We start from the raw sequence: 20809 nt of genomic DNA on the forward strand, positions 1-20809 counted from the left end.
TCGGCCCAGCGGTCGTGGCGAACAGCACCCGCAACGGCTCACAGCCCAGCCGCTGCCGGGCGCGGAACAGCGAGGACTTCGCCGGCACATGCCAGCCGCCCAGCAGGCCTGGCCCCGCAGACCCTCCACCAGGTGCCGCATCACTTCCAGATATAGAGCCGGAGAGAACAACGCCAGCCCCAGCACGAAGTACACCACCAGCCGCGCGGGAAGCAGCCGTCTACGTTGCTCCGCGCACCCGCAAGCCGCCACCACCCGATCCACCAACCCCGGCGGATACACCCAGGTCAACAACCCCAGACCCGATAACTCAGACACACGCACAGCCACCCAAACCACCCCCTGAGACCACTACCCAGGAACCCATGCCCAAGGCCTAAAACAACGGCATTGCCCCTAGCGGTGGTTTGTTGACTTCGGATCGGTTCAGGGGTACTTGGCTGAATGGGGGTGGTGGTGATGGTGACTGCCCGGCGGCCGTGTCCGCCTGCGCCCGGGCCGTTGGAGGAATACGCGGCCCGGTTCGACCGCCTGTTCTCCTCGCTGGCCCAGCGGCGGGGGTTTCGGGAGTACCTGACTGGGCTGCTGCTGCCGAGAGACCGCAACAAGACACTGACCTGCCTGGCCGGGGCGGAGCCGGTTGCCGGGGCCCGGCATCTAGCGGTGCAGCAACTGCAGTTCTTTCTGTCGGAGTAGCGCTGGGACCACGAGCAGGTCAACGCCCAACGCCTGGAGATGCTGCTGTCGGAACCGGCGACCACACCTCATGACGGCGGGGTGCCGGTGATCGACGATTCTGGCGACCGGAAGGACGGCCCAGCCACCGCGCATGTGGGCCTCGTCCGCCCTGCTGGCCACGGGCACTGCGCGCGGTCCGCAGTTGGCTGACCCCGTCCATCGTGTTACAACACGCCCCCGCCCGCCGAACTCCAAGCCCTCATCGACACGGTCCTCAGAGGCCAGCCACGCAACCCCTACTCCCCGGTTTAACAAACCACCGCCAGCCACGCAGGACTGCTTCCCGAGCGGCGTCGTGGCCCGGGCTGGGTGGCTGCTCCTCAGATGTCGAACCACCACATGTGGTAGGCCAGGACATGAGCGCAGGCGGGGCAGTGCCTGTACGGCGACGTGTGGGGTTCCCAGCTCCCGCTCCGCCCGGTATGACTGTGAATGGCCATAGAAGGCGCTCAGAGCAAGTCATGCCTCCTGCTGGGCGTTGATCTCGGCGATGAGAGCTTCGATGCGGGTCTTGATGTCGTCGCGGATCGGGCGCACGGCATCAACGCCCTTGCCCGCGGGGTCTTCGAGGGCCCAGTCGAGGTACTTCTTGCCGGGGAAGATCGGGCAGGCGTCGCCGCAGCCCATGGTGATCACGTAGTCCGACGCCTGCACTGCCTCGGTGGTCAGGATCTTCGGCTTCTGGTCGGCGATGTCGACGCCGACCTCGTTCATCGCCTCGACGGCGGCCGGGTTGACCTGGTCGGCGGGCAGGGAGCCCGCGGAGCGGACCTCGATCCGGTCGCCCGCGAGGTGGTTGAGGAAACCGGCAGCCATCTGGGAGCGGCCTGCGTTGTGGACGCAGACGAACAGCACGGAGGCGAGCGGGGCGGCAGGCATGGGTTCTTCCTTCGCGAAGTGGATCAGCGGCGGGTGCGCGGGGTGGTCCAGGTGGGCAGGGAGGTCAGCAGGTCGGTGATGTGGGCGGCGATGTCGTCGCGGATCGCTCGCACCTCTCCGATCGGCGCGCCGTCGGGATCGGCGACGGGCCAGTCCAGGTAGCGGCGGCCGGGCACGACAGGGCAGGCGTCCCCGCAGCCCATGGTGATCACGATGTCGGCGGCCTGGACGACCTCGTCGGTCAGCGGCTTGGGGGAAGCCCCGGCCACTTCAACGCCCGCCTCGCCGAGGACCTGTGCGATATGCGGCTCGACCTCGGCCACCGGGTGCGTCCCCGCCGAGGAGACGGTCACGCGACCGGCGGCACGGTACTCGAGGAGAGCCCGCCGCCAGCTGGGAGCGTCCGGCGTTGTGGCTGCAGACGAACAGCACGCGCGGCAGCCCGGGACCCGGCGCGCCCTGGACGTGTGCCAGGGCGTCCAGGCGCTCGGCAGTCAGGCGTTCGGCCAGCACGACGAGGTGCGTGTGGACTCGGGCGGTCGCAGCGAGGCGCCGGTAGGAGTCGGCGAGCAGGGTCTGCACGGTCTCGGCTGCGAAGCGGCCGGCGTGATGGGTGGCGAGCCGGGCTGCTCCGGCGGCAAGGCGCTCGTCGGGGAGGGCGGGTGGGGAGGCGGACATGGCGAGACCCTTCCGAGGGGCCTTACAGGTCAGCCTGGACTGGTATCAGCTCCAGGTGATGTGACAGTATCAGTCCATGATGACGTCAGTCGACACTGACCTGATCCGGGTGCTGGCCGACCCGCTCAGGCTCCAGATCGTGACCCTGCTGGCCCGCGAAACGTTGTGCACCACGCACCTGGTGGAGGAGACCGGCGCGCGCCAGACGAACCTGTCCAACCACCTCAGGGTGCTGCGCGAGGCCGGGGTGGTGGAGACCGAGCCGTGCGGCCGGTTCACCTACTACCGGCTCAAGCCCGACGTCATCGAAACCCTGGCGGGTCAGTTCGCCAACCTGGCAGCCACCGCCCGTGCCACCGCGGCCGCTGACACCAAGAGGGCCTGCCCGTGACCCGCACCGAAGCAGCCGCGACCGCCGACGAAACCTCTGTCGTCGCCAAGCTCTCCACGCTCGACCGCTACCTCGCCGTGTGGATCCTCGCTGCGATGGCTCTCGGGCTCGGGCTCGGCCGGCTGATCCCCGGCCTGAATGACACGCTGGCCAAGGTGGAGATCGGTGGCATCTCGCTGCCGATCGCGCTCGGCCTGCTGATCATGATGTACCCGGTGTTGGCGAAGGTCCGCTACGACAAGCTGGATGCCGTCACCGGCGACCGGAAGCTGATGATCTCCTCGCTGGTCATCAACTGGGTGCTGGGACCTGCGGTGATGTTCGCCCTGGCGTGGATCTTCTTGCCGGACCTGCCCGAGTATCGCACCGGTCTGATCATCGTCGGCCTCGCCCGCTGTATCGCGATGGTCATCATCTGGAACGACCTCGCGTGCGGCGACCGCGAAGCCGCCGCCGTACTCGTCGCCCTGAACTCCGTGTTCCAGGTCCTGGCCTTCGGCCTGCTCGGCTGGTTCTACCTCGACCTGCTGCCCGGCTGGCTGGGCCTGGGTGACGGCGAAGACCTGGACATCTCCATGTGGAAGATCGCCCTGAACGTCGTCATCTTCCTCGGCATCCCGCTCCTCGCGGGCTTCCTCACCCGCCGCACCGGTGAGAAGAAGCTCGGCCGCGAGACGTACGAGCAGAAGTTCCTGCCCAAGATCGGCCCCTGGGCCCTGTACGGCCTGCTGTTCACGATCGTCATCCTCTTCGCCCTCCAGGGAAAGACGATCACCTCGCAGCCGCTGGACGTCGCGCGGATCGCGGTGCCGCTGCTGGTCTACTTCGCGCTGATGTGGTTCGGCACCTTCGCGCTCGGCAAGGCGATCGGCCTGGACTACGACCGCACCGCCACCCTGGCCTTCACCGCCGCGGGCAACAACTTCGAGCTGGCCATCGCGGTCGCCATCGCCACCTTCGGCGTCACCTCCGGCCAGGCACTGTCCGGCGTCGTCGGCCCGCTCATCGAGGTTCCCGTCCTGGTCGCGCTGGTGTACGTGTCCCTGGCCTGGCGCAAGAAGTGGACGGCCGCGCGGTGACGCAGCGGGCAGATGTGGTGGTGATCGGCGGCGGCCAGTCAGGGCTCGTCGCCGGATACCACCTGCGCCGCCACGGCGTGGATTTCGTCATCCTCGATGCCCAGTCCACGCCCGGCGGGGCCTGGCAGTACATGTGGGACTCCCTGCACCTGTTCTCCCCGGCCGCCCACTCCTCGCTGCCCGGCCGCCTCATGCCACCCCAGCCCGGCGAGACCTACCGGGACGCCGGGCACGTGGTGGAATGCCTTGCCGATTACGAGAAGCGGTATGAGCTGCCGGTCCAGCACGGCGTCCAGGTCCAGGCCGTGTACCGCGACGGTGCGTGGCTTCGAGTGGAGACAGACTCCGGCGCCTGGCAGGCACATGCGGTCATCAGTGCCACCGGCACCTGGTTACGCCCCTTCCTGCCCGCCGTCCTCGGCCGCAACATCTTCACCGGCCGTCAGCTGCACACCGTGGACTACCGACGCCCAGCCGACTTCGCCGGCCAGCGCGTCATCATCGTCGGTGGTGGCAATTCCGGCGCGCAGATCGCCGCCGACCTTGCTCACGACACCGAGTTGACGTGGGTGACCCGGCGTCCGCCGCGGTTCCTGGCCGACGACATCGACGGCCGGGCCCTGTTCGATGCCGCCACCGCCCGACGTCGTGACCTCGACGAAGGCCGCACCGACACCGGCGGAGTGGCCTCCCTCGGCGACATCGTCGCCGTACCGCCAGTGCGCGCCGCCCGGGACGCCGGACTGCTCGCAGCGAAGCCAATGTTCACCCGGCTCACCGCGACCGGTGCCGAATGGGCTGATGGCACCCGCGCCAAGGCGCACACGATCATCTGGTGCACCGGCTTCCGACCCGCCCTGGCCCACCTCGCCCCGCTCGGACTGCGCGGAGCGCGCGGCCACATAGCCATAGACGGCACACGGGCAATCGGTGAGCCGCGACTACACCTGCTCGGCTACGGAGACTGGACCGGCCCCGCCTCAGCCACGCTGATCGGGGTAGGCCGCCCGGCCCGCGAGGCGGCACGCCAGGTCGCCGGGATGCTGTGAAGCCCGCCCCGCCCGGCGGTAACGAAAGTGGTGCCTAGTGGTGCTCGGGCAGCTTGGCCACATCGAACGCCTCCCGGGTCGGGGCGGCGGTCTCGAAAGTGGCGCTGCCCTCGTCGATACCCGCCTGGTAGACCGCCAAGACCTGGTCGGCGCGCTCGGCGGTCAGCGGGACGACGATCGCACTCGCTGGGTATGCGCAGGACACCCCTGAGCGCGGCTGTCAGGCGGCGGCGGTCGTCAGGAGCTTGCCCATCGCAGCCAGCACGGACGGCTCAACGCGGTAGTACACCCAGGTGCCGCGCCGCTCGGAGGTGAGCAGCCCGGCCTCCTTGAGCTTCTTCAGGTGGTGGGAGACGGTGGGCTGGGAGACGCCGACGTCGGAGATGTCGCACACGCACGCCTCGCCGCCCTTGTGTGAGGCGACGGCGGAGAACAGCCGCAGCCGTACCGGGTCGCCGAGTGCCTTGAACATCCGGGCGGCCGTCCCGGCCTCCTCGGCGGTCATGGGGCGCTCGGTCAGGGGCGGGCAGCAGGGCACCACGGCCTCAGGGGCGGCGTCCAGCAGCGGCAGCGCCTTGGCATTCGACATGCGTCTATGTTGACACATGTCGAAGCAGTGCGGCGAGGGCCGCGTGCGGCGTCAGTTCCGGGACACGTGAGCGGCCAGGCGGTGGGCTGCGCGGGCGGCGTCCCGGCCCACTCCGCGCAGGGAGTTGGAGGACAGGCTGCGCTGCCACTCCAGCCCGACGAACGCCAGGCCCGGATGCGTGGAGGAAGCGCCGTCGCGGTGGAGTGGGTGCCCTGCGGCATCGAGGGCGCCGAGGCCTCTGAGGTAGGGCAGGTCCGGCCGGTAGCCGGTGGCCAACAGGATCGTGTCGACCTGCTCCACGCTCCCGTCCAACCAGGTGACTTTGTCATCCTCGATGCCGGTGAACAGCTCCCGGCGGTCCGGCGCCGCCGCGGCGAGGGCGGCGCGGTAGCGGCCCTCGTCGATGACCAGCTGGGTCGGCGGGGTGCGCAGGAAGCGGCCGACCGGCGCCGAGTCGATGCCAGTCCACTTGAACCAGAAGTGCAGATCGCGGCCGAGGGGGCGCTGGTGCGCGAACTTCACCGGCCCCCGGCTGGCCAGGGACACCCGAGCCACGGCGGCGAGTTCGGTGGCGATCTGTATCGCGGAGTTTCCCGCGCCGACCACGACGATCCGCTGCCCGGCGAATGACTCGGGACTCCGGTAGTGGGCGGCGTGGAGCACCTGGCCGGCGAACCGGTCCAGGCCCGGCAGTGCCGGGCGGTAGGGGTGACCGAAGGTGCCGGACGCCGCGACCACGGCCCGCACCGCAAGGCTCCCGCCACCCTCCCACTCCACGACGAACCCCGATCCGTCCACACGCACGGCTGTGACGCGGCTGCCGGTGCGGATGTCGGCGTCCAGGCGGGCGGCGTAAGCGGTGAGGTAGGCGACCACCTCATCCCGGTGGGGGTATCGGTCCGGATCCTGACCGGGGAACGGCATCCCGGGCAGGGAGCTGTACCGGGCGGGCGAGAACAGGGTGAGGCTGTCGTAGTACCGCGGCCACGACCCTGCCGCCCGCTCCGATGCCTCCAGCACCACCGGGCTCAGCCCCTCCCGCAACAGCATGTGCGCCGCGGCCAGGCCCGACTGACCGCCGCCGATGACCACCACGTCAACGTGTTCCATAAGCGGACCTCGATTCGATAAATGTCTATGTTGACGCTTATCGAATCAGCTGCGATGCTGGCTACGCAAGACATCGACAGACGTCGAAACACGCAAGGAGTCGCCGTGACCGCACCCGCCACCACCGAGCTGCCCGTCGTCGTAGTCGGAGCCGGCCCCGCCGGTCTGGCCGCCGCTGCCCACCTGGTCGACCGCGGCCTCAAGCCGCTGGTCCTGGAGGCCGGTGACGCTGCAGGGGCGGCGGTGCGCGAGTGGTCGCACGTGCGGCTGTTCTCCACCTGGGGTGAGCTCACCGACCCGGCCGCGGAGAAGCTGCTCGCCCCGACCGGATGGACCAAGCCCGACGCGAGCACCTACCCGACCGGTGGGGACTGGGCCGAGCAGTACCTGCAGCCACTCGCCGATGCCCTCGGCGACCAGGTGGTGCGCTTCGGTGCCCGGGTGACCGGGGTGTCCCGATCCGGCCGCGACCGGATCGTGGATGCCGACCGTGAAGCCCAGCCCTTCGTCATCCACGTTCAGTACGCCAACGGCACCGAGCAGCGCATCTTCGCCCGCACCGTGATCGACGCCTCCGGAACCTGGACCACCCCGAGCCCGGCTGGCGCCTGCGGGCTGCCCGCGCTCGGTGAGAACGCGGCTGCCGACGGCATCGCCTACCGCATCCCCGACCTCAAGGACCCCGCCGCCAGGGCCCGGTATGCCGGCAAGCGCACTGCCGTGATCGGCTCCGGCGTTTCCGCCTTCACGGCGCTCGCCTGCCTGGCCGACCTCGCCAAGTCCGACCACGGCACTGGCACGAAGACGGTGTGGATCCTGCGCCGGGGCATCTCCGGTTCCACCTTCGGTGGCGGCACCGCCGACCAGCTGCCCGCCCGCGGTGCTCTCGGCCTCGCAGCGAAGGCTGCCGTAGACGAGGGCCACGCCGACGCGGTCACCGGGTTCCGTACCGAGGCGATCGAACGCGACGGCGCCGGGCACCTGGTGCTGGTCGGCGAGGACGGCCGACGTCTGGAGCCGGTCGACGAGGTGATCGTGCTGACGGGCTTCCGACCCGACCTGTCCTTCCTCTCCGAGATCCGCCTCAACCTGGACGAGCGCCTCCAGGCACCGATCGAGCTCGCGCCGCTGATCGACCCCAACCAGCACTCCTGCGGCACCGTCTACCCCCACGGCCACCGCGAACTGTCCCACCCTGAGCAGGGCATCTACCTGGTCGGCATGAAGTCCTACGGACGCGCCCCGACCTTCCTGGCCATGACCGGCTACGAACAGGTCCGCTCCGTCGTCGCCGCCATCGCAGGCGACCTCGAAGCGGCCGACCGTGTCGAGCTCGCTCTGCCCGAGACCGGGGTCTGCGGAGGCGCCGGCCTCTTCGACGCGCCCGAAGCCGACGAGGCGTCCAGCGGAGGCTGCTGCGTCGTCCCCGAGCCGCAGCTCGTCCAGCTCGGTGCACCAGCCGTCTCCGAGGAAGCTTCGACGGGAGGCTGCTGCGGCTCGTGACCAGCCTCAACGCTTGCGCACGCGGGGCCGCGACCGGATTGGGGGACCGGTCATGGCCCGTCGGTGGTCGGTAGGCTGCGGGCGCTCACACCGGAGTCGCGCGCCGATCTCGCGTCAACTCGCGGCCCGCCCGCCCTGGAGACGGCCGTCGCTGAAACGATGTCCCCCTATTGGGGCCTGACGCAGCGAGAGGTCGCTCGGGTTGCCTCGCTCCTGGATCAGCCGTCCGCCGAGGACGGTCTCTGGCTTTGCCCGAAGAGGAGCCCCACCAGGGCCAAACCGACGATAGCGCCGATCAGTTGCACGCCGATGAAGCCAGGCACCGAACCGGGGGCAATGCCTGCGAAGGTGTCGGAGAACGCCCGGCCGATCGTGACCGCCGGGTTGGCGAAGGACGTGGAGGAAGTGAACCAGTAGGCGGCACCGATGTACGAGGCCACGGCCACCGGCGCGATATGCGTCCGGCCGGTGCGGAGGAGTCCAAAAACCAGCAGGATGAGTCCGCTGGTCGCGACCACCTCGCCGACCAGCAGGTGGCCGGTCGCGCGGTCGTGGGCGGACCACTTCACCACCGGCTCGGCGAACATGACATTGGCCAGGACGGCACCCGCAATGGCTCCCACAGTCTGCGCGGGGATGTACGCGGAGACATCGCGGCCGGTGACACCTGGGCCTCCACGCCGGGCGGTCCACCACTCGGCAAGCGTGACCAGGGGGTTGAAGTGCGCACCGGAGACCGGGCCGAGCAGGGCTATCAGCACGCCGAGACCTAAGACTGTGGCGGTCGAGTTGGCCAGCAACTGCACACCAACGTCCCGGCTCAGCTCTGTCGCCTGGATGCCGGAGCCGACCACGACGGCCACCAGCGCGGCAGTCCCCACCAGCTCAGCGGCGGCCCGGCGGGCCAGCGGGGCGCGTGACGGCGGCGCTCCAACCACGGGTTGGGGAACAGCGTCCGTGGACTGGGATCCGGTGTCGATCTTCAAAGGGGCTCCTCATTCAGGAAGGATCAGGTGATCCCGCTCCCAGCGGTGGCACGGACAACGGCGGGGGTGCGCGCCGACAGTGTGAGTGATGATGCCGAGCTTGAGCCGGTATCGCCGCATGCGCCTGCTAGTGCATCCGTTTCCTCTACGCCGGGCTGGATGGACTGCGTCATCGGAAGTCCGGCCGACAGAGAGAAGAACGATGTCCGCCACCGCTCCCACAGGATCCGTGTTGCTCGTGTGCGCCCATAACGCCGGGCGCTCACAGATAGCTGGCGGCTTCCTCTCTCCCTGGCCGACGACCGGAACACACCCCACATCAAGGCTCTCGGGATAGATCAAATACCAGCAGGGGCCAGCTACCTCGTCGGGGTCGTCCTCGGCTCTCGCCAGGGCCGGACTACGCTTCCAGCCTGTGCACCGGGCGCGGATAGCCGGGGCGGAAAGCGGTGGCGGCAGCTGTGGCCACCGAGGCGCAGCCGCATGCCTCGTCCGCTGTGCGCACGGCCGCCCGGACTGCCTCGTCCAGTTCCAACGGATCGCACGCCACCCGAGCGTTGAACCGGACCTCGGCCGACCGCATGGTCTCGGTCGCCGTGCTGTAGGCGATGGGCTCTGCGCCCGCCGCGACAAGGCTCGCTTTGGCCAGGGCGGCGCCGGAGGTCAGAGTGACCTTGGCGTGTCCCACTGTCCAGCCGTGTTCGGCGGCTGCCGCAGACAGGTGTGTCAGGGCCGTGGTCGCCCATGTCTCCGAGGCGAAGCCGTGTGCGTCCTTGACTGCGGCGGTGTCGAACCGCTGGTTTAGCCACGCGAGATGGGCCTCGGCGCTGGCGTAGCGGTCGTAGTCGATGCTGAGGACGGGGGCGGAAGCATCAGGGGTGCTCAGCCAGGCGTCCACTAAATCTGGAATTCCGGTTCCGCTTGTCGCGGAATAGGGGATGATCGCCGTTGCCTCTGGAAAGCGCAGGCCGAGCTGAGATGTGATCTTTTCAGGGGCGTTCGGTGGCAGCTGATCGGTCTTGTTCAGGGCGATGATGTCGGCTTCTTCGAGCTGCTTTCCGAAGAGGTAGGACAGGTCGGCGTCCTTCTCTCCCACAGGCAGCGACGAGGTGAATGCCTGATAGCGGTCGGGTTCGACGACGGTGGTGAGCGGTGAGACCAGAAAACGATCTCCGTAATATCTCTTTAACGGCAGGACCACTGTGGCCTGGAGGTCCGTGCAGCTGCCCACCGACTCCGCGAGCAAGGTGTCGGCCGCGCCCCTGTCGATGAGGTCCTGGGCGACCTCCATTAAGTCCTCGAACCGGCAACAAAAACAGCCGCCGGTCACCTCCCCGACGGCTCCCATCTGCGACTTCATGAGCTGGGTGTCCACTAAGTCAGCGCCCTGGTCGTTGGTGATGACAGCGACCCGACGGCCTCGTTTCTCCAGTTCCCTGGACGCGGCCAGAAGTGTCGTCGTCTTACCTGCCCCCAGAAAACCACTCAGTGCTATGAATCGAATCATGCCATTGACGGTAGGGCGCGTGGCGGACTGCGGTCAATGGTGCCTTCGTGAAGTGCGTTTCAATATCATTTCACTGTGCTTCTGCGGCCTGGGGATGTTCCAGTAGGCACCCGAGCGATTCACGTGCAGCCGGGCTAATGCGGTAGTACACCCATGAGGCGCGTCGTTCGGACTCCACCAATCCCACGTCGCGCAGGATTTTCAAGTGGTGGCTGATGGTGGACTGTGAAAGATCGAAAGCGCCGACCAGTTCGCAGACACATACCTCACCATCGAGATGGGAGGCAATCAAGGAGAGTAGCCGTAGCCGTACCGGGTCGCCGATGGCCTTGTAACGGCGCGCGAGTTCGTTGCACCGGTCCTCGGACAGCGGGATACCTGCCATCGGGGGGCGGCGGTCCGCGACCTCGTCCACGATGTAAAGCTCGTTGGTCCCCATCGCCTGATGGTCCCATGTGTATACGGTCAGGTCGACAGTTCACGAGGTTGGCAGTTCAGTCGTCCAGTCCTCCAAGGTGGTGGCTCCCAGTTGCCGGAACAGTCCCTGCAACGCGCCGTTCGCGTGGGTCGTCGAGTACCACTCCCCGCCTCCGCGCTGGCAGAGAAACTCCCATAGCGGCGCCCGCAGTCGGAAGGCCTGGTGGTAGACGAGGGGGTAGCACGGCTGCCCTTCAAGGTACGCCTGCATCCGGCTGAACGCTTCCGCCCCGGGTGCTGCCACCTCGAACTCGGCGCTGAAGACACGTGTGTATTCGCCCTCCGGGTCCGGGCAGCCGTCGTGGACCGCCATCTCGTAGCACAGACCTGCAGCGACCAGGCGCTGTACGGCTTCCCGGCTGAACCGCAGCCGGGCCAGGGCTTCCTGCGGCACCTCCCGGCCAAGGAACTCTCGTTGCCACGAGGGCTGGTGCGCGATCTGCTCGAGGGCGAAGCCGAATCCCTCAGTCAGCGCGGGCGACGTCCGCCACAAGTCGGCGGGCCCGTTCACTCCCACGGTGAAGTGCAAGGCGTGCCCGAACTCGTGCAGCAGGACTGGCAAATCGCGAAGCGAGCGGCCGGTGCCCACCGACACGCGTACGTCCCTCGGAGGGGCGACCGGCGAGCAGAAGGAGAAGCTGAGCTTCCCCGCCCGGGCCGTGGTGTCGATCGTGACCCGTCTCAGGGCGCCGGACATGCCCCATGACGCGACGGTGTCCACGACGGCGGCCATCGGGTCCCCGCTGAGCCCAGCCGATCCGGCCCGTTCAGCGACCAGCCTGGTATCCAGGAGGCGTGGCTCGGTCAGACCGTCGATCCGCTGCCAGTCGCGCCAGCGCCGCAAGAAGTCCTCGCGGGTCTTGGCCAGCCAGCTGCGGGCGTCGGCAACCCACAGGTCGACGTCCGGGTGCAGGGCGCGCACCAGGTGGCCGTGTGTGGGGAAACCGAGCCGCTGCCGGGCCCCGGCGTATGCGTCAAGCCAGCGCAGCCGATGCTCACCCAGCTGTGCGCTGACCGCGGCCAGGGCCTGCCCGAGCATTTCCCGATCCTGTGGGGACTCCGCAACTCGGTGGGCAGCGAGCAGCTGGGAGTGGCTGAGCTCGCTGCCGCGCCATGGGGCCGTGGTGGCGCGCTGCGCCTGCCGCAACGAGAGGGTGGGCGCCGCGAGGTTGGTGCGGAAGTACCACAGGGCCAGCTCTTGGGCGAAAGCCACGTCGCCCCGGTCCAGTGCGGTGTGGAAGAGGTGGCCGTCGGTGACGTGCCGGAAGCGTTCGTACTGGTTGAGGGCCACGGCGTCGGTGCCGTTGTCCTGACCTGTGGCGGCGAGCCAGCGGTCGTGCGCGACCTGTCGTTGCAGAGCGGCCAGGTCGGCGGCGTGGTCGGTCAGGTAGTCCGGTAGCACCGTGTTCACCGTCTCACTCCCCCAGCCTGGCCGGGGCAGGGAGTCCGAGCACGTCCGCGGTGGTGTCGGCTGCCCGCTGCCAGAACGCTTGCCGGTCCTCGGGCAGCCCGGTGAAGAGCTGAGAGCAGTAGCGAGCGAGGTCGAAGGCGAGGCCCGGGTGGCTGAGCACTGCTCGGATCCAAGCCAGTTGGCCAGGTTCCGGCGGCTGGATCGTCACCTCCTCCAGCCCCGCGCGCATCCTTCCGGCGATCTTCTCCTCCACCCGCGCGCCGTACGTGATAGCTGACTCCTCCCAGCCGATGGTTCCGCTCAGCGCCGCGTCCAGGGTGTCGGCCAGGGCCCGCGCCCCGGTGAGGGCGTCGCCGATGCCCGCTCCGAAGAGGGGATCCTTGTGGCACAGCGCATCGCCGACGAGCCGCCAGCCGGGGCCTGCGGCAGCACGGTGGTAGTTGCGCAGCGTGCCACAGCCGTAGACCGGAGAGATGCGGTCCGCGTCACGCAGCCGTGCGGCCATTGAGGGCAGGGAGCGCAGCCGCTGTTCGTATCCGGCGACACCGTCGTGGCGGAGCGGTCCGAAGGTGTCGGGAGGGCAGGACAACATGATCACCCACTGATCGTCGTCGCAGGGCCCTGCCTGGATGATGTCTCCGTTGTCGTGCCACAGTTCCAACGAGGGTTCGGGGAGAGGACGCACGCCACGCCAGTATGCGTGGAAGGTGGCACGCAGGACGCCGGCGTCGAACAGCGTGGCGGCTCCAGCCTGCTGGGCGACGAGCGACCCACGGCCGTCGGCTCCGACGACGACCCGCGCCTTCTCCTGCCAGCCATGGCCTGCTACGCCGACTACCTGGCCGCCCTCGACCAGCAGGCGCTTGACCGAGCAGCGGTCGCGGATCTCCACCTGCCGCTCGGTGGCGGCCCGTCGCAGCAGGATCCCGTCCAGGGTCTCGCGCCGTACGCACAGGTTGTACGGGTGTCGGGCACGCGGCAGCATCGGCCCGCCGTAGTAGTTGTCCCCCAGTTGCAGATGCCAGTGCGCGAGCCGGGGGGCGCCGCTGGCCTCGACGTGCTCCCGAACCCCGAGTTCGTCGTCGAGGAAGGCCAGGACAGACGGTCCGAAGAAGTGGGTCGAGACAGCGGGGCTCGGCAGCGGGGCCCGGTCGCACAGCAACACTCGCCAGTTCCGCCTGGCCAGCAGTGCGGCGAGCACTGATCCGGCCACCCGGCCGCCGACGATGATCACGTCGTACGTCGGAATCCACTCCCTCGGTCGCTCCGGTCACAGGTCAGTACGAAGGGCAGCCGCCCGGTCCACATACGGCTGACCGGCCATACCTCGTTCGAGACCCCGGCGAGGCTGGAGCCGAGCGCATCACGTAGGTCCATCCGCAGGACACCGCCGCGTAATCGGGCCACGACGTGTCCGTGCCGCACCACGAAGCCCTGCCGGACCGGGGCCTCCACGATCGGGGAGAGGCGGCCCTTCTGCACACCGCCGAGCAGGGACTCGATCACCACGCCGTGGTCCATGGCGGCCAGCAGCCCAGCAGCAGGGGCTAGCAACTCCCGCTTGGCGTGCAGGTAGGCGTTGTTGAGCACTGCGGACACCGGCTGGGCTGGTTTGCGACGCAGGGCGTTGCCGCGGAAGCCGTGCCCGGTGGGGCGGGTGTTTCCGGTGGCCGCCGCGCTGTGGCGGGTGTGGTACCGGCCGCACGGCACACCGGCCTCTATCAGCGTGAGGGGACTGCAGAGAACACCCTCGTCGTCGACCGAGGGACATGGCAGGCCGTCTGCACCACCCGCTTCGTACCCGTCGGTTCCGTAGGTCCCGTCGAGCAGGCTCACGCGGGGGTCGAGGATCCGTTCGCCGTCCGACTGGTCGGTGACGAAGGAGCGGCCCATGGCGATGGCCGTGCCGCTCAGCGAGGAGACCAGCGGGGAGAGCAGGGTGTGCACGGCGTGGGGGGCGAGCAGCACCATCGGCTGTGGACCGGACGGCCAGGTTTCATGGGGCAGTTTCTGCCAGCCGCCTGCCTGGGAAAGCCAGTCGGCGACCTGGTCCGGGACTGAGGGGGCGCGCGTCCACGAAGTCCAGCTCGTCTGCAGGCGTCCGACTTGCTGGGCCTCCGCGACGCCGCTGACTGCCCACCGGCCGGTCGTCTCGACTGTGCCGCCGTGCTCCGTGGCCACGTGCACAGTCTCATCCACCCGTGAGATGGCGCCGTGCAAGAGGAGCCCGGTGCGGTGCTGCAGTCCGGCCAGTTGGTTCGCCAGCGCGCGGGTGCCGGCGACGATCTCCTCGTCGGGGGGATGCTCCGGGTGGCGGGCACGACCCGTGTGCGGAAGGTCTGGTGGGTCGGCCAGGGCGGGGACCGGTGGGCCAAACGCGGCGCATTCCAGGGCGGCGTTGATCAATTCGGCCACCCGCGTGGGGCGGGTCGTGGTGGCGGTTCCCAGTCTTCCGTCCACGACGAGGCGCAGGCAGGCCGTGAGCTCTTGGCCGGAACGGACCACGTCGGGCTCGCCGCTGGCCACTTCCACCACAGTCTCGCGCCGGTCGAGCGCCACCAGCTCCCAGAACTGGACCCGGGATGAGGCGGCGGCGCGGATCTCCTGGACGGCGTGGGAGAGTGCCGAGTCTGCTCGCCCGGTGTGGGTGTCACCCTGTCTCGACACGCAGCCCCCGGAGTCTGATGGCCGGGGCCCAGGAGGACACCGGCAGTGGCCACTGGCCCTGCTTGCCGCAGCTCGCCGAGGTGTCCCCGCGCCAGACCTCCTGTCCGACCGCGTCCACCCTGCCCAGGCTGTCCAGCACGTCACCGGAGAGCGTCGCTCCGCGCACCAGGCCCTTGACCTCGCCGTCCTCGACCAGTCGGCACGTAGCGGGCATGAACACGTACCCGAGGCGGTCGGTCTGGCCTCCCAGGAATCCGCAGGCCAGCAGGCCCCGTCCCCGGATTCCGCCGATCATGTCCGCGAGAGCGTCGGGGCCCGCCTCTATGCAGGTCGTCCGCAGGCGCGGCAGCGGCGGATGGCGGAAGTCCAGGGCGCGCGCGTTCCCGGTAGGGCTTTCCCCGAACGCCGCGGCGGTCCTTCGGTCGTGCAGCCGGGAGGTCTCCAGGACGCCCTTCCCGATGATCGTGACGTTCCGAGCCGGAGTCCCCTCGTCGTCGAACGGCACGTGGCCGCGCGCCGTAGGTGGGCCGGCCGCGTCCGTGATCGTCAGCTCGGCGGGGCCCACCTGCCGACCTGGCTTCATCGCCTCGACCATGTCCGGGTCGCCCAGTTGGTGGTCGGCTTCCGCGAGGTGGCCGACCGTCTCGTGGGCCCAGATGGCGGCCAGCGCACCGTCGCAGACGACGTCGTACGTACCGGACTTCAGGGCGGGCGCGCGGGACAGTTCGACGGCGGTGGCGGCGGCCTGGTCGATCCGCTCTTCCATGCCTCGTACCGCCGCGAAGTCCCCTGCGCTGCCGACCGACACAGAACCCACCCCGCGCCCGCCACCGTCGCCCGCGTACACCGTGATCTGCAAGGTCATGTCGCCTCTGGTCCAGCTGAGTTCGCTGCCGTCGCTGGTCACCAGATCCACCGTGCTGTGCGTGTGCCGGTAGTACACGAGTGCCCCGGTGATCGCGGGGTGTGCGGCGAGGGCCCGCGCGTGGTAGGCCGCCAGCAGGCCGACCTGTTCATCGAGGGCGATGTCGGCGACCGGCTCGGTCGCTTCCGTGCGGTAGGCGGCTCGCACCGGTTCCCGCTCGGCCGGCCGGGTGGGAGCGGCTGCGAGGCTCTGGGATCGGTGCCGCGCCTGGCGCAGGGCCGTGGCAGGGTCTCCGTCGGTGTACGAGACGAACGAGGATCCGCCCGGCCCCAGCACGCGGGCGCATCCGCCCTCGTCCAGCGTCCAGTTGATGCCCTCGAGTGCCCCGCCGCGCCAGACCGCGCTCAGCAGCCGGCTCCGTTCGGCGCGGAGCTCGGCGTACTCGGGGCCGCGCAGTCCTGCGGCGGCGAACGGGTTCAGCAGCACGGGGTCTCGGGCGGCTGGCCGCGGTAGGCCCGTATCGTCGCACTGGCGACACGGGCGCCGTCGCGGTAGGACACCGGCCCGTCGTCGCTGATCTCGACGTGTTCGAAACCGGCAGCGGACACCAACTCCCGGTACTGGTCGGCGGTCAGCCCCACCACACACCGCGCGTAGTCCTCGGCATCGGCGGTCGTGCTGTCCGCGGCGTCCTCGGGAACGTCGTCGAGGTACACCACGTCGGAGATCACCGCGAACCCGCTGCCCGGCCGCAGGGCTGTGGCGATCGCGCGCAGCACATCGGTCTTGTCCGGAAACATGCCGAGTACGCAGTTGCTGAACAGAACGTCCACGCTGTCGGGGCGCAGCGGCGGGCGGCGGATGTCGCCGACCCGTACATCGATGTTGGTCAGGCCGGCCTCCTTGGCCGCCTTGCGGGCCGTGCGGACCATGCTCATCGAGCCGTCGATGCCGATCACCCGCCCCTCGGGGCCGACGCGTCGGGCCGCGAGAATCAGATCCAGACCTGCGCCGCAGCCGAAGTCGGCGATCGTCTGCCCAGGGCGCAGGTCGACACCACCGAGCGGCGTGCCGCAGCCGCTGGACAGGTCCAGAACCCACTGCGGAATGTCAGCCAGTTCTTCGGGCGTGTAGATCGTCTGGGGCGCGCAGCACAGTGTGCTGGCTCCGGCCTGCGCCAGGGTGTCGTACCGTTCCTTGACGGCGGTCTCCACCGGTAACTCCGTAGAGGTGGGGGCGCCTATTCTCAGCTCATCCAGGGGAACGAACCCGCCTGTGCCATCTGCTGCCATGTGCTGTCACTCCTGTCGTCGGCCTTCTTCGTCTGGCTCCTGCGGCGCAGCGCCATGGGGAGCAGGTAGGCCAGTTCGCGTTCGACGTTGGTCTTGATGGTCTCGACCTTGGGGCAGTAGCAGGTGGCGAAGTCACCGCCGCTCGCCGCCCATGCCTTGATCGGGCAGCCGCCGCCTCCGCAGAACAGCTTGACGTTGCAGTCCCGGCACATCGGGACGGTGTCGACGTGCCGGTGCCGCCATGGCTCCCGGTAGCCGTGGGAGTAGCGGAACTCGGGTGCGTACTCGCCGCAGGCGTGCTGCGGGCGGCCTACGGTCTCCGGGCAGCCGTAAAGCTTGCCGTGGGGGTCGAAGGCGATGACGCTGGTGCCCGCGCTGCACCCTTGGAGGTTCGGATGCACGCGGTCGCCTTCCATAACGGCCGACCGGATGCGAGCCGGGTCGGGGCGGAGCAGCGCGTCGACCAGGGGGTTCGCTTCGAGCATGGCGTAGAAGGCATCCCGCAGGCCGGCTTTGACGTCACCGCGCACCATCCTCTGGCGCTTCTCCTCCGGGTGGTCCGGGGTGACGTACAGAAACGTGGTCTGCTTCGTGAATCCGTAGAACAGGGTCATCAGGGGATGGCCGATCCAGCCTTTGGCCCTGGCGAACTCGGCGAACTGGGGCATGTTGTCGATGCTGTCGCGGTCCACCAGGAGGCGGATGAGCACCCGGACCCCGGCATCCAGGGCGGCGTCGATGCTCCGCTCGATGCGGTGGAAGGTGGGCTTGCCGTTGCGGAAGACCCGCCGCTGGTCGTGCACCTCGGGGGTGCCGTCGAGGCTCACCTGGACCTCGTTGCAGCCGTAACGCTTCAGCAGGGGGACGTACTTGTCGAGGTCTACGCCGTTGGAGATCGCGGTGGACGGGTAGCCGCGGTCATAAGCGCGCCGCAGGATCTCCTCCACAGCCCAGTGCTGGTACGGGTTGTCCAGCAGAGGCTCGCCGCCGAACAACGTGATGTAGGGCGGTCCGGAGTTCTCGTGCAGTTCCTGGATTATCGGGATCGAGTCGAAAGCCGCCTCGATCATCTTCTCCGTCATCCGCGGGCTCTTCGTGGTCAGTTCGCCCTCGAAGCAGTAGTCACAGGCGAGGTTGCACACGAAGGACGGGATGAACATGAACTGGAACGGCGCTTCCTGGATCGCCTGGAAGTATCCGTCCACCAGGCCCTGATAGGCCGTCCGCTCGGATTCCTCGGACTCGTAGGCGTAGCCGCGGGCCTGGAAGACGGCGATGGTCTGGCGATCCTCGTCGGTGGCGGTACCGTTCCGCAGACGGTCCAGAGCCTCCAACTCGGCTCGGCTGACAAGATCCATGCTCCCGGAGACCGCGTCGGCCAGGACGCTGACTTTGCCGTCCTCGGCCAGGTACTCAGGACCGACCAGGCCGGGCGGGAGGCCCACCTTGAATTCCACGGTGTTTGCACTGACTCGCATGGCACTTCTCCCAAGACGTCTGGGGATGAGAGCACGGCAGGATGAGTAACCGGTACCGGTGCGTTCCGGTGGGCAGTGCGTTGTGCAGGCCGTACGGGTTCCCCGGGGTCAGTCGCACCCCTCGGGGTCGGCCACCATCACGTTGGCCTGGACGTCGAGGTTCTTGCGGCCGCGCAGTGCGGTGCAGCAGTCGGGCTGCTGCTCCTCAACCTCCGCGTTCTCGATGTTCGCGATCTCCATCATCGGACTTCACCTCCTTCCCTTTCGGTCTCTGCCGTGCCCTCGCATCCTCCGCCGACAGCGGAGGAAGTCCTGTTGGCGTGCTATTCGAGAAACGCTCTGACAGTCAGTACGGCGACCATGACGACGCCCTCGCCGATGATCAGCCCCGATGCCACAGCTTCGACCGTGCTCTGCCGCTCCGCGTGGCCACGTATGGCGAGTTGGCGCGCAAGGCCCCCGAGCCCGATCGTCAGGGAGTATGCGGGCGGCAGCAGGACGCCCAGCCCGATCATGGTGGGCATCACCTTGCCGAAGAACGACAGCACCGCCCCGACGGGGCCGCCGACGGCCAGAGCGAGCCCCATCGCTCCCGAGTAGTCCGCGGAGTCCCGGACCGTCGAATCGATGAAGCCCAGTGCCTGGGCAATGGGGGCCGGGAAGCTATGCCCGCCGATGAGCCCGAGGTGGATGAGCACGTAGATAACGCTGATGCCGAGCAGCGCGCCCACCACTCCGCCCAGGGCCTGCGTCCACACGATCCGCCGGGCCGGGACGGTCTCGCCGTCGGGGGCGGTGTCGGCCACTTTCACCGCGTACGTGTAATAGACCGAGGCGATGGCGGTGCTGCATATCGTCGCGGCGGCGAGCACAGCGGTCGTCGGCCCGAGACCGAGCGCGGCGAGCAACGCGACGCTCAGGTAGAGGACCGGGGCCAGCGGGGCGATTCCGATTTCGCCTCCGGCGCGGTTGAGGAAGAGGCCGAACACCAGCACCAGCACCATGCCGAGCAACACGAATCCGACCGTCTCGAACACCACCGCTCCCCACACGGCGGCCAGCGCGGCCACTGCGGCAAGCAGGGCCACTGCCGAAGCCATGGCCCCCCGTCGGCCGGAAGGGGAAGCGAGGACCGGGCGGACGCCCTTCGTCAGCGCGGCAGCCAGCGGAGCACGCACCCGCACCAGCGACATCACGGAGTAGCCCAAGATCAGGCCGACACCGCACGCCAGCACCCAGGGATACGTCAGGTGCCGGTCGTAGGAGATCGGCGACGAGTCGGCACGCTCTCGTACGAACCACACCACCATCGAGTAGGCGGAGCCCGCCGCAAGCCACAGACAGGCTCGGGGCCCGATGAGGAATCCCAGGCCGAACAGCAGCGGGGACAGCGCCAGAGACAGGAAAGACGCCCCCGGCACTCCGGGCGTGGTGTCGTGTCCTGTCACATCGGTCACAACCGCCACAGCCCCTGCGGCGGCGGCCGCCACAGGCAGGACGCGGCCTAAGCTCCTGGCCTCGGCGCCGCCCGACCGCGTCAGGGCCTGCATGAGAGTGATCGCGGGCCGCAGCGTAGGGAAGGGCAACCGCTCAGTGAAGACAAAGCCTCGGGCGATGGCCATACCGAGCAGCACACCGATGACGTTCGCCGTGGCGGCCAGGACCACCAGCAGCACCCACGCCGGTGTACGGCCGGTTTGGAGCATGACCGTGCCGATGCCGGTGTCCAGCGCCGCGGTAGCGACGTAACCACTGGTGGCGAGCGAGAAGACGATGAACAGATGCTGCCAGGTCAGTCGGCCGAGCAGCCGCAACAGCCACGCGCCCAGCAGCGCGACGAGCGCCGAGCCGCCGAAGGACGTGCCGGTCCTGAACAGCACAAGAACGTTCAGCACGCACAACACGGTGCCGATACCGAAGCCCACAGCGATGGTCGAGGCGAGCGAATGGCCGCCGACGCTGTGGTCCGGTAAGTCCGATAAGGATCGTTGAACGCTGCCCGTGCCGGCTTCCGGAGGCGGCGCGCCCGTCGACTCTGCATGATCGCTGCTGGCCATGGGCGTACGTCCCCCCTTCCACCGTGATGACGGTCAGTGGTATCGAAGTTTGC

The 20809-nt window shown here is 68.9% G+C and carries 22 protein-coding genes and 2 pseudogenes; 5 read left to right on the top strand and 19 right to left on the bottom strand.

All coding sequences use genetic code 11. The annotated features are described in order from the left end of the window. Together ACFZDL_RS45040 and ACFZDL_RS45045 are read right to left on the bottom strand one after the other, a co-directional pair. The coding region (locus tag ACFZDL_RS45040) for a transposase domain-containing protein (RefSeq protein WP_353596803.1) at window positions 1–88 on the bottom strand (88 nt) is incomplete at its 3' end. Between the two features lie 20 nt (window positions 89–108). Continuing rightward, window positions 109–339, bottom strand: a pseudogene (locus tag ACFZDL_RS45045) (transposase domain-containing protein); the annotation flags it as partial. 105 nt (window positions 340–444) lie between these two features. Here ACFZDL_RS45045 and ACFZDL_RS45050 point away from each other — a divergent pair. Beyond that, on the top strand, window positions 445–696 hold the full coding sequence (locus tag ACFZDL_RS45050; protein WP_353596767.1) for a hypothetical protein: 252 nt from the start codon (window positions 445–447) through the stop codon (window positions 694–696). Between the two features lie 501 nt (window positions 697–1197). Here the strand turns inward: ACFZDL_RS45050 and ACFZDL_RS45055 are convergent. From ACFZDL_RS45055 to ACFZDL_RS45065, 3 genes are read right to left on the bottom strand one after another with little or no spacing between them, the layout of a single operon-like run. Continuing rightward, entirely contained in the window at window positions 1198–1617 is a 420-nt protein-coding gene (locus ACFZDL_RS45055) for an arsenate reductase ArsC (protein ID WP_353596768.1), read from the bottom strand. Between the two features lie 23 nt (window positions 1618–1640). After that, on the bottom strand, window positions 1641–1970 hold the full coding sequence (locus ACFZDL_RS45060; protein ID WP_353596769.1) for an arsenate reductase ArsC: 330 nt from the start codon (window positions 1968–1970) through the stop codon (window positions 1641–1643). Continuing rightward, on the bottom strand, window positions 1888–2295 hold the full coding sequence (locus ACFZDL_RS45065; protein WP_353596770.1) for a three-helix bundle dimerization domain-containing protein: 408 nt from the start codon (window positions 2293–2295) through the stop codon (window positions 1888–1890). Before ACFZDL_RS45065 ends, ACFZDL_RS45060 begins: the two co-directional genes overlap by 83 nt. A 76-nt stretch (window positions 2296–2371) precedes the next feature. Between ACFZDL_RS45065 and ACFZDL_RS45070 the strand changes: the two genes are divergently transcribed. Genes ACFZDL_RS45070 through ACFZDL_RS45080 form a run of 3 tightly spaced genes read left to right on the top strand, consistent with a single transcriptional unit; the run spans window position 2372 to window position 4814 of the window. Further along, the gene (locus tag ACFZDL_RS45070) at window positions 2372–2686 is read left to right on the top strand and encodes a metalloregulator ArsR/SmtB family transcription factor (RefSeq protein WP_353596771.1); all 315 of its coding nucleotides are present in this window, start codon (window positions 2372–2374) and stop codon (window positions 2684–2686) included. Further along, window positions 2683–3765, top strand: coding sequence for an ACR3 family arsenite efflux transporter (gene arsB, locus ACFZDL_RS45075; RefSeq protein WP_353596772.1), 1083 nt, complete (start codon window positions 2683–2685; stop codon window positions 3763–3765). Before ACFZDL_RS45070 ends, arsB begins: the two co-directional genes overlap by 4 nt. Continuing rightward, a complete protein-coding gene (locus ACFZDL_RS45080) occupies window positions 3762–4814 on the top strand; it encodes an ArsO family NAD(P)H-dependent flavin-containing monooxygenase (RefSeq protein ID WP_353596773.1) in 1053 nt (350 codons plus the stop codon). The genes arsB and ACFZDL_RS45080 overlap by 4 nt, the downstream gene beginning before the upstream one ends. 40 nt (window positions 4815–4854) lie before the next feature. On the opposite strand, the pseudogene ACFZDL_RS45085 reads toward ACFZDL_RS45080, so the two are convergent. The 3 genes and pseudogenes from ACFZDL_RS45085 to ACFZDL_RS45095 all read right to left on the bottom strand — a co-directional run. Next, a pseudogene (locus ACFZDL_RS45085) lies at window positions 4855–4992 on the bottom strand (N-acetyltransferase); the annotation flags it as partial. A gap of 42 nt (window positions 4993–5034) precedes the next feature. Next, the gene (locus ACFZDL_RS45090; protein ID WP_353596774.1) at window positions 5035–5403 is read right to left on the bottom strand and encodes a metalloregulator ArsR/SmtB family transcription factor; all 369 of its coding nucleotides are present in this window, start codon (window positions 5401–5403) and stop codon (window positions 5035–5037) included. Between the two features lie 51 nt (window positions 5404–5454). Continuing rightward, window positions 5455–6513, bottom strand: coding sequence for an NAD(P)/FAD-dependent oxidoreductase (locus tag ACFZDL_RS45095; RefSeq protein ID WP_353596775.1), 1059 nt, complete (start codon window positions 6511–6513; stop codon window positions 5455–5457). A gap of 105 nt (window positions 6514–6618) precedes the next feature. On the opposite strand from ACFZDL_RS45095, the gene ACFZDL_RS45100 reads away from it, so the two are divergent. Beyond that, window positions 6619–8016 carry an NAD(P)-binding domain-containing protein gene (locus ACFZDL_RS45100; RefSeq protein ID WP_353596776.1) on the top strand — a complete coding sequence of 466 codons (1398 nt, stop codon included), beginning with the start codon at window positions 6619–6621 and terminating at the stop codon, window positions 8014–8016. Between the two features lie 218 nt (window positions 8017–8234). Here ACFZDL_RS45100 and ACFZDL_RS45105 read toward each other — a convergent pair whose 3' ends face one another. The 11 genes from ACFZDL_RS45105 to ACFZDL_RS45155 form a co-directional block, all read right to left on the bottom strand. Then, complete coding sequence (locus ACFZDL_RS45105) at window positions 8235–9002, bottom strand: MIP/aquaporin family protein (RefSeq protein ID WP_353596777.1); 768 nt, start codon at window positions 9000–9002, stop codon at window positions 8235–8237. 400 nt (window positions 9003–9402) lie between these two features. After that, window positions 9403–10509, bottom strand: coding sequence for a GTP-binding protein (locus tag ACFZDL_RS45110; protein ID WP_353596778.1), 1107 nt, complete (start codon window positions 10507–10509; stop codon window positions 9403–9405). A gap of 70 nt (window positions 10510–10579) precedes the next feature. After that, the gene (locus ACFZDL_RS45115; RefSeq protein WP_391194356.1) at window positions 10580–10948 is read right to left on the bottom strand and encodes a metalloregulator ArsR/SmtB family transcription factor; all 369 of its coding nucleotides are present in this window, start codon (window positions 10946–10948) and stop codon (window positions 10580–10582) included. Between the two features lie 39 nt (window positions 10949–10987). Further along, the gene (locus ACFZDL_RS45120) at window positions 10988–12397 is read right to left on the bottom strand and encodes a hypothetical protein (protein WP_353596779.1); all 1410 of its coding nucleotides are present in this window, start codon (window positions 12395–12397) and stop codon (window positions 10988–10990) included. A 4-nt stretch (window positions 12398–12401) separates the two neighbouring features. Then, a complete protein-coding gene (locus tag ACFZDL_RS45125) occupies window positions 12402–13631 on the bottom strand; it encodes an NAD(P)/FAD-dependent oxidoreductase (RefSeq protein WP_353596780.1) in 1230 nt (409 codons plus the stop codon). Further along, entirely contained in the window at window positions 13628–15064 is a 1437-nt protein-coding gene (locus tag ACFZDL_RS45130; protein WP_353596781.1) for a metallopeptidase TldD-related protein, read from the bottom strand. Before ACFZDL_RS45130 ends, ACFZDL_RS45125 begins: the two co-directional genes overlap by 4 nt. Continuing rightward, window positions 15048–16415, bottom strand: a complete 1368-nt coding sequence (locus ACFZDL_RS45135; RefSeq protein WP_353596782.1) for a TldD/PmbA family protein — start codon at window positions 16413–16415, stop codon at window positions 15048–15050. The genes ACFZDL_RS45130 and ACFZDL_RS45135 overlap by 17 nt, the downstream gene beginning before the upstream one ends. After that, window positions 16406–17143, bottom strand: coding sequence for a methyltransferase domain-containing protein (locus tag ACFZDL_RS45140; protein WP_353596783.1), 738 nt, complete (start codon window positions 17141–17143; stop codon window positions 16406–16408). Before ACFZDL_RS45140 ends, ACFZDL_RS45135 begins: the two co-directional genes overlap by 10 nt. A 32-nt stretch (window positions 17144–17175) precedes the next feature. Continuing rightward, window positions 17176–18699: a radical SAM/SPASM domain-containing protein gene (locus tag ACFZDL_RS45145; protein WP_353596784.1), complete on the bottom strand. Its 1524-nt coding sequence runs from the start codon at window positions 18697–18699 to the stop codon at window positions 17176–17178. 108 nt (window positions 18700–18807) lie between these two features. Then, window positions 18808–18942: a hypothetical protein gene (locus ACFZDL_RS45150; protein ID WP_353596785.1), complete on the bottom strand. Its 135-nt coding sequence runs from the start codon at window positions 18940–18942 to the stop codon at window positions 18808–18810. Window positions 18943–19022: 80 nt separating this feature from the next. Further along, entirely contained in the window at window positions 19023–20756 is a 1734-nt protein-coding gene (locus tag ACFZDL_RS45155) for an OPT/YSL family transporter (RefSeq protein WP_353596786.1), read from the bottom strand. Window positions 20757–20809: the final 53 nt, after the last annotated feature.

Source organism: Streptomyces sp. NPDC007917, from assembly GCF_042959105.1.
GTDB lineage: Bacteria > Actinomycetota > Actinomycetes > Streptomycetales > Streptomycetaceae > Streptomyces.

Excerpts from the sequence above, each read along its gene's own strand:
- ACFZDL_RS45050 (WP_353596767.1), top strand. The coding sequence starts at position 445 with ATGGGGGTGGTGGTGATGGTGACTGCCCGGCGGCCGTGTCCGCCTGCG.
- ACFZDL_RS45055 (WP_353596768.1), bottom strand. The coding sequence starts at position 1,617 with ATGCCTGCCGCCCCGCTCGCCTCCGTGCTGTTCGTCTGCGTCCACAAC.
- ACFZDL_RS45065 (WP_353596770.1), bottom strand. The coding sequence starts at position 2,295 with ATGTCCGCCTCCCCACCCGCCCTCCCCGACGAGCGCCTTGCCGCCGGA.
- ACFZDL_RS45070 (WP_353596771.1), top strand. The coding sequence starts at position 2,372 with ATGATGACGTCAGTCGACACTGACCTGATCCGGGTGCTGGCCGACCCG.
- ACFZDL_RS45090 (WP_353596774.1), bottom strand. The coding sequence starts at position 5,403 with ATGTCGAATGCCAAGGCGCTGCCGCTGCTGGACGCCGCCCCTGAGGCC.
- ACFZDL_RS45095 (WP_353596775.1), bottom strand. The coding sequence starts at position 6,513 with ATGGAACACGTTGACGTGGTGGTCATCGGCGGCGGTCAGTCGGGCCTG.
- ACFZDL_RS45110 (WP_353596778.1), bottom strand. The coding sequence starts at position 10,509 with ATGATTCGATTCATAGCACTGAGTGGTTTTCTGGGGGCAGGTAAGACG.
- ACFZDL_RS45115 (WP_391194356.1), bottom strand. The coding sequence starts at position 10,948 with ATGGGGACCAACGAGCTTTACATCGTGGACGAGGTCGCGGACCGCCGC.
- ACFZDL_RS45145 (WP_353596784.1), bottom strand. The coding sequence starts at position 18,699 with ATGCGAGTCAGTGCAAACACCGTGGAATTCAAGGTGGGCCTCCCGCCC.
- ACFZDL_RS45150 (WP_353596785.1), bottom strand. The coding sequence starts at position 18,942 with ATGATGGAGATCGCGAACATCGAGAACGCGGAGGTTGAGGAGCAGCAG.
- ACFZDL_RS45155 (WP_353596786.1), bottom strand. The coding sequence starts at position 20,756 with ATGGCCAGCAGCGATCATGCAGAGTCGACGGGCGCGCCGCCTCCGGAA.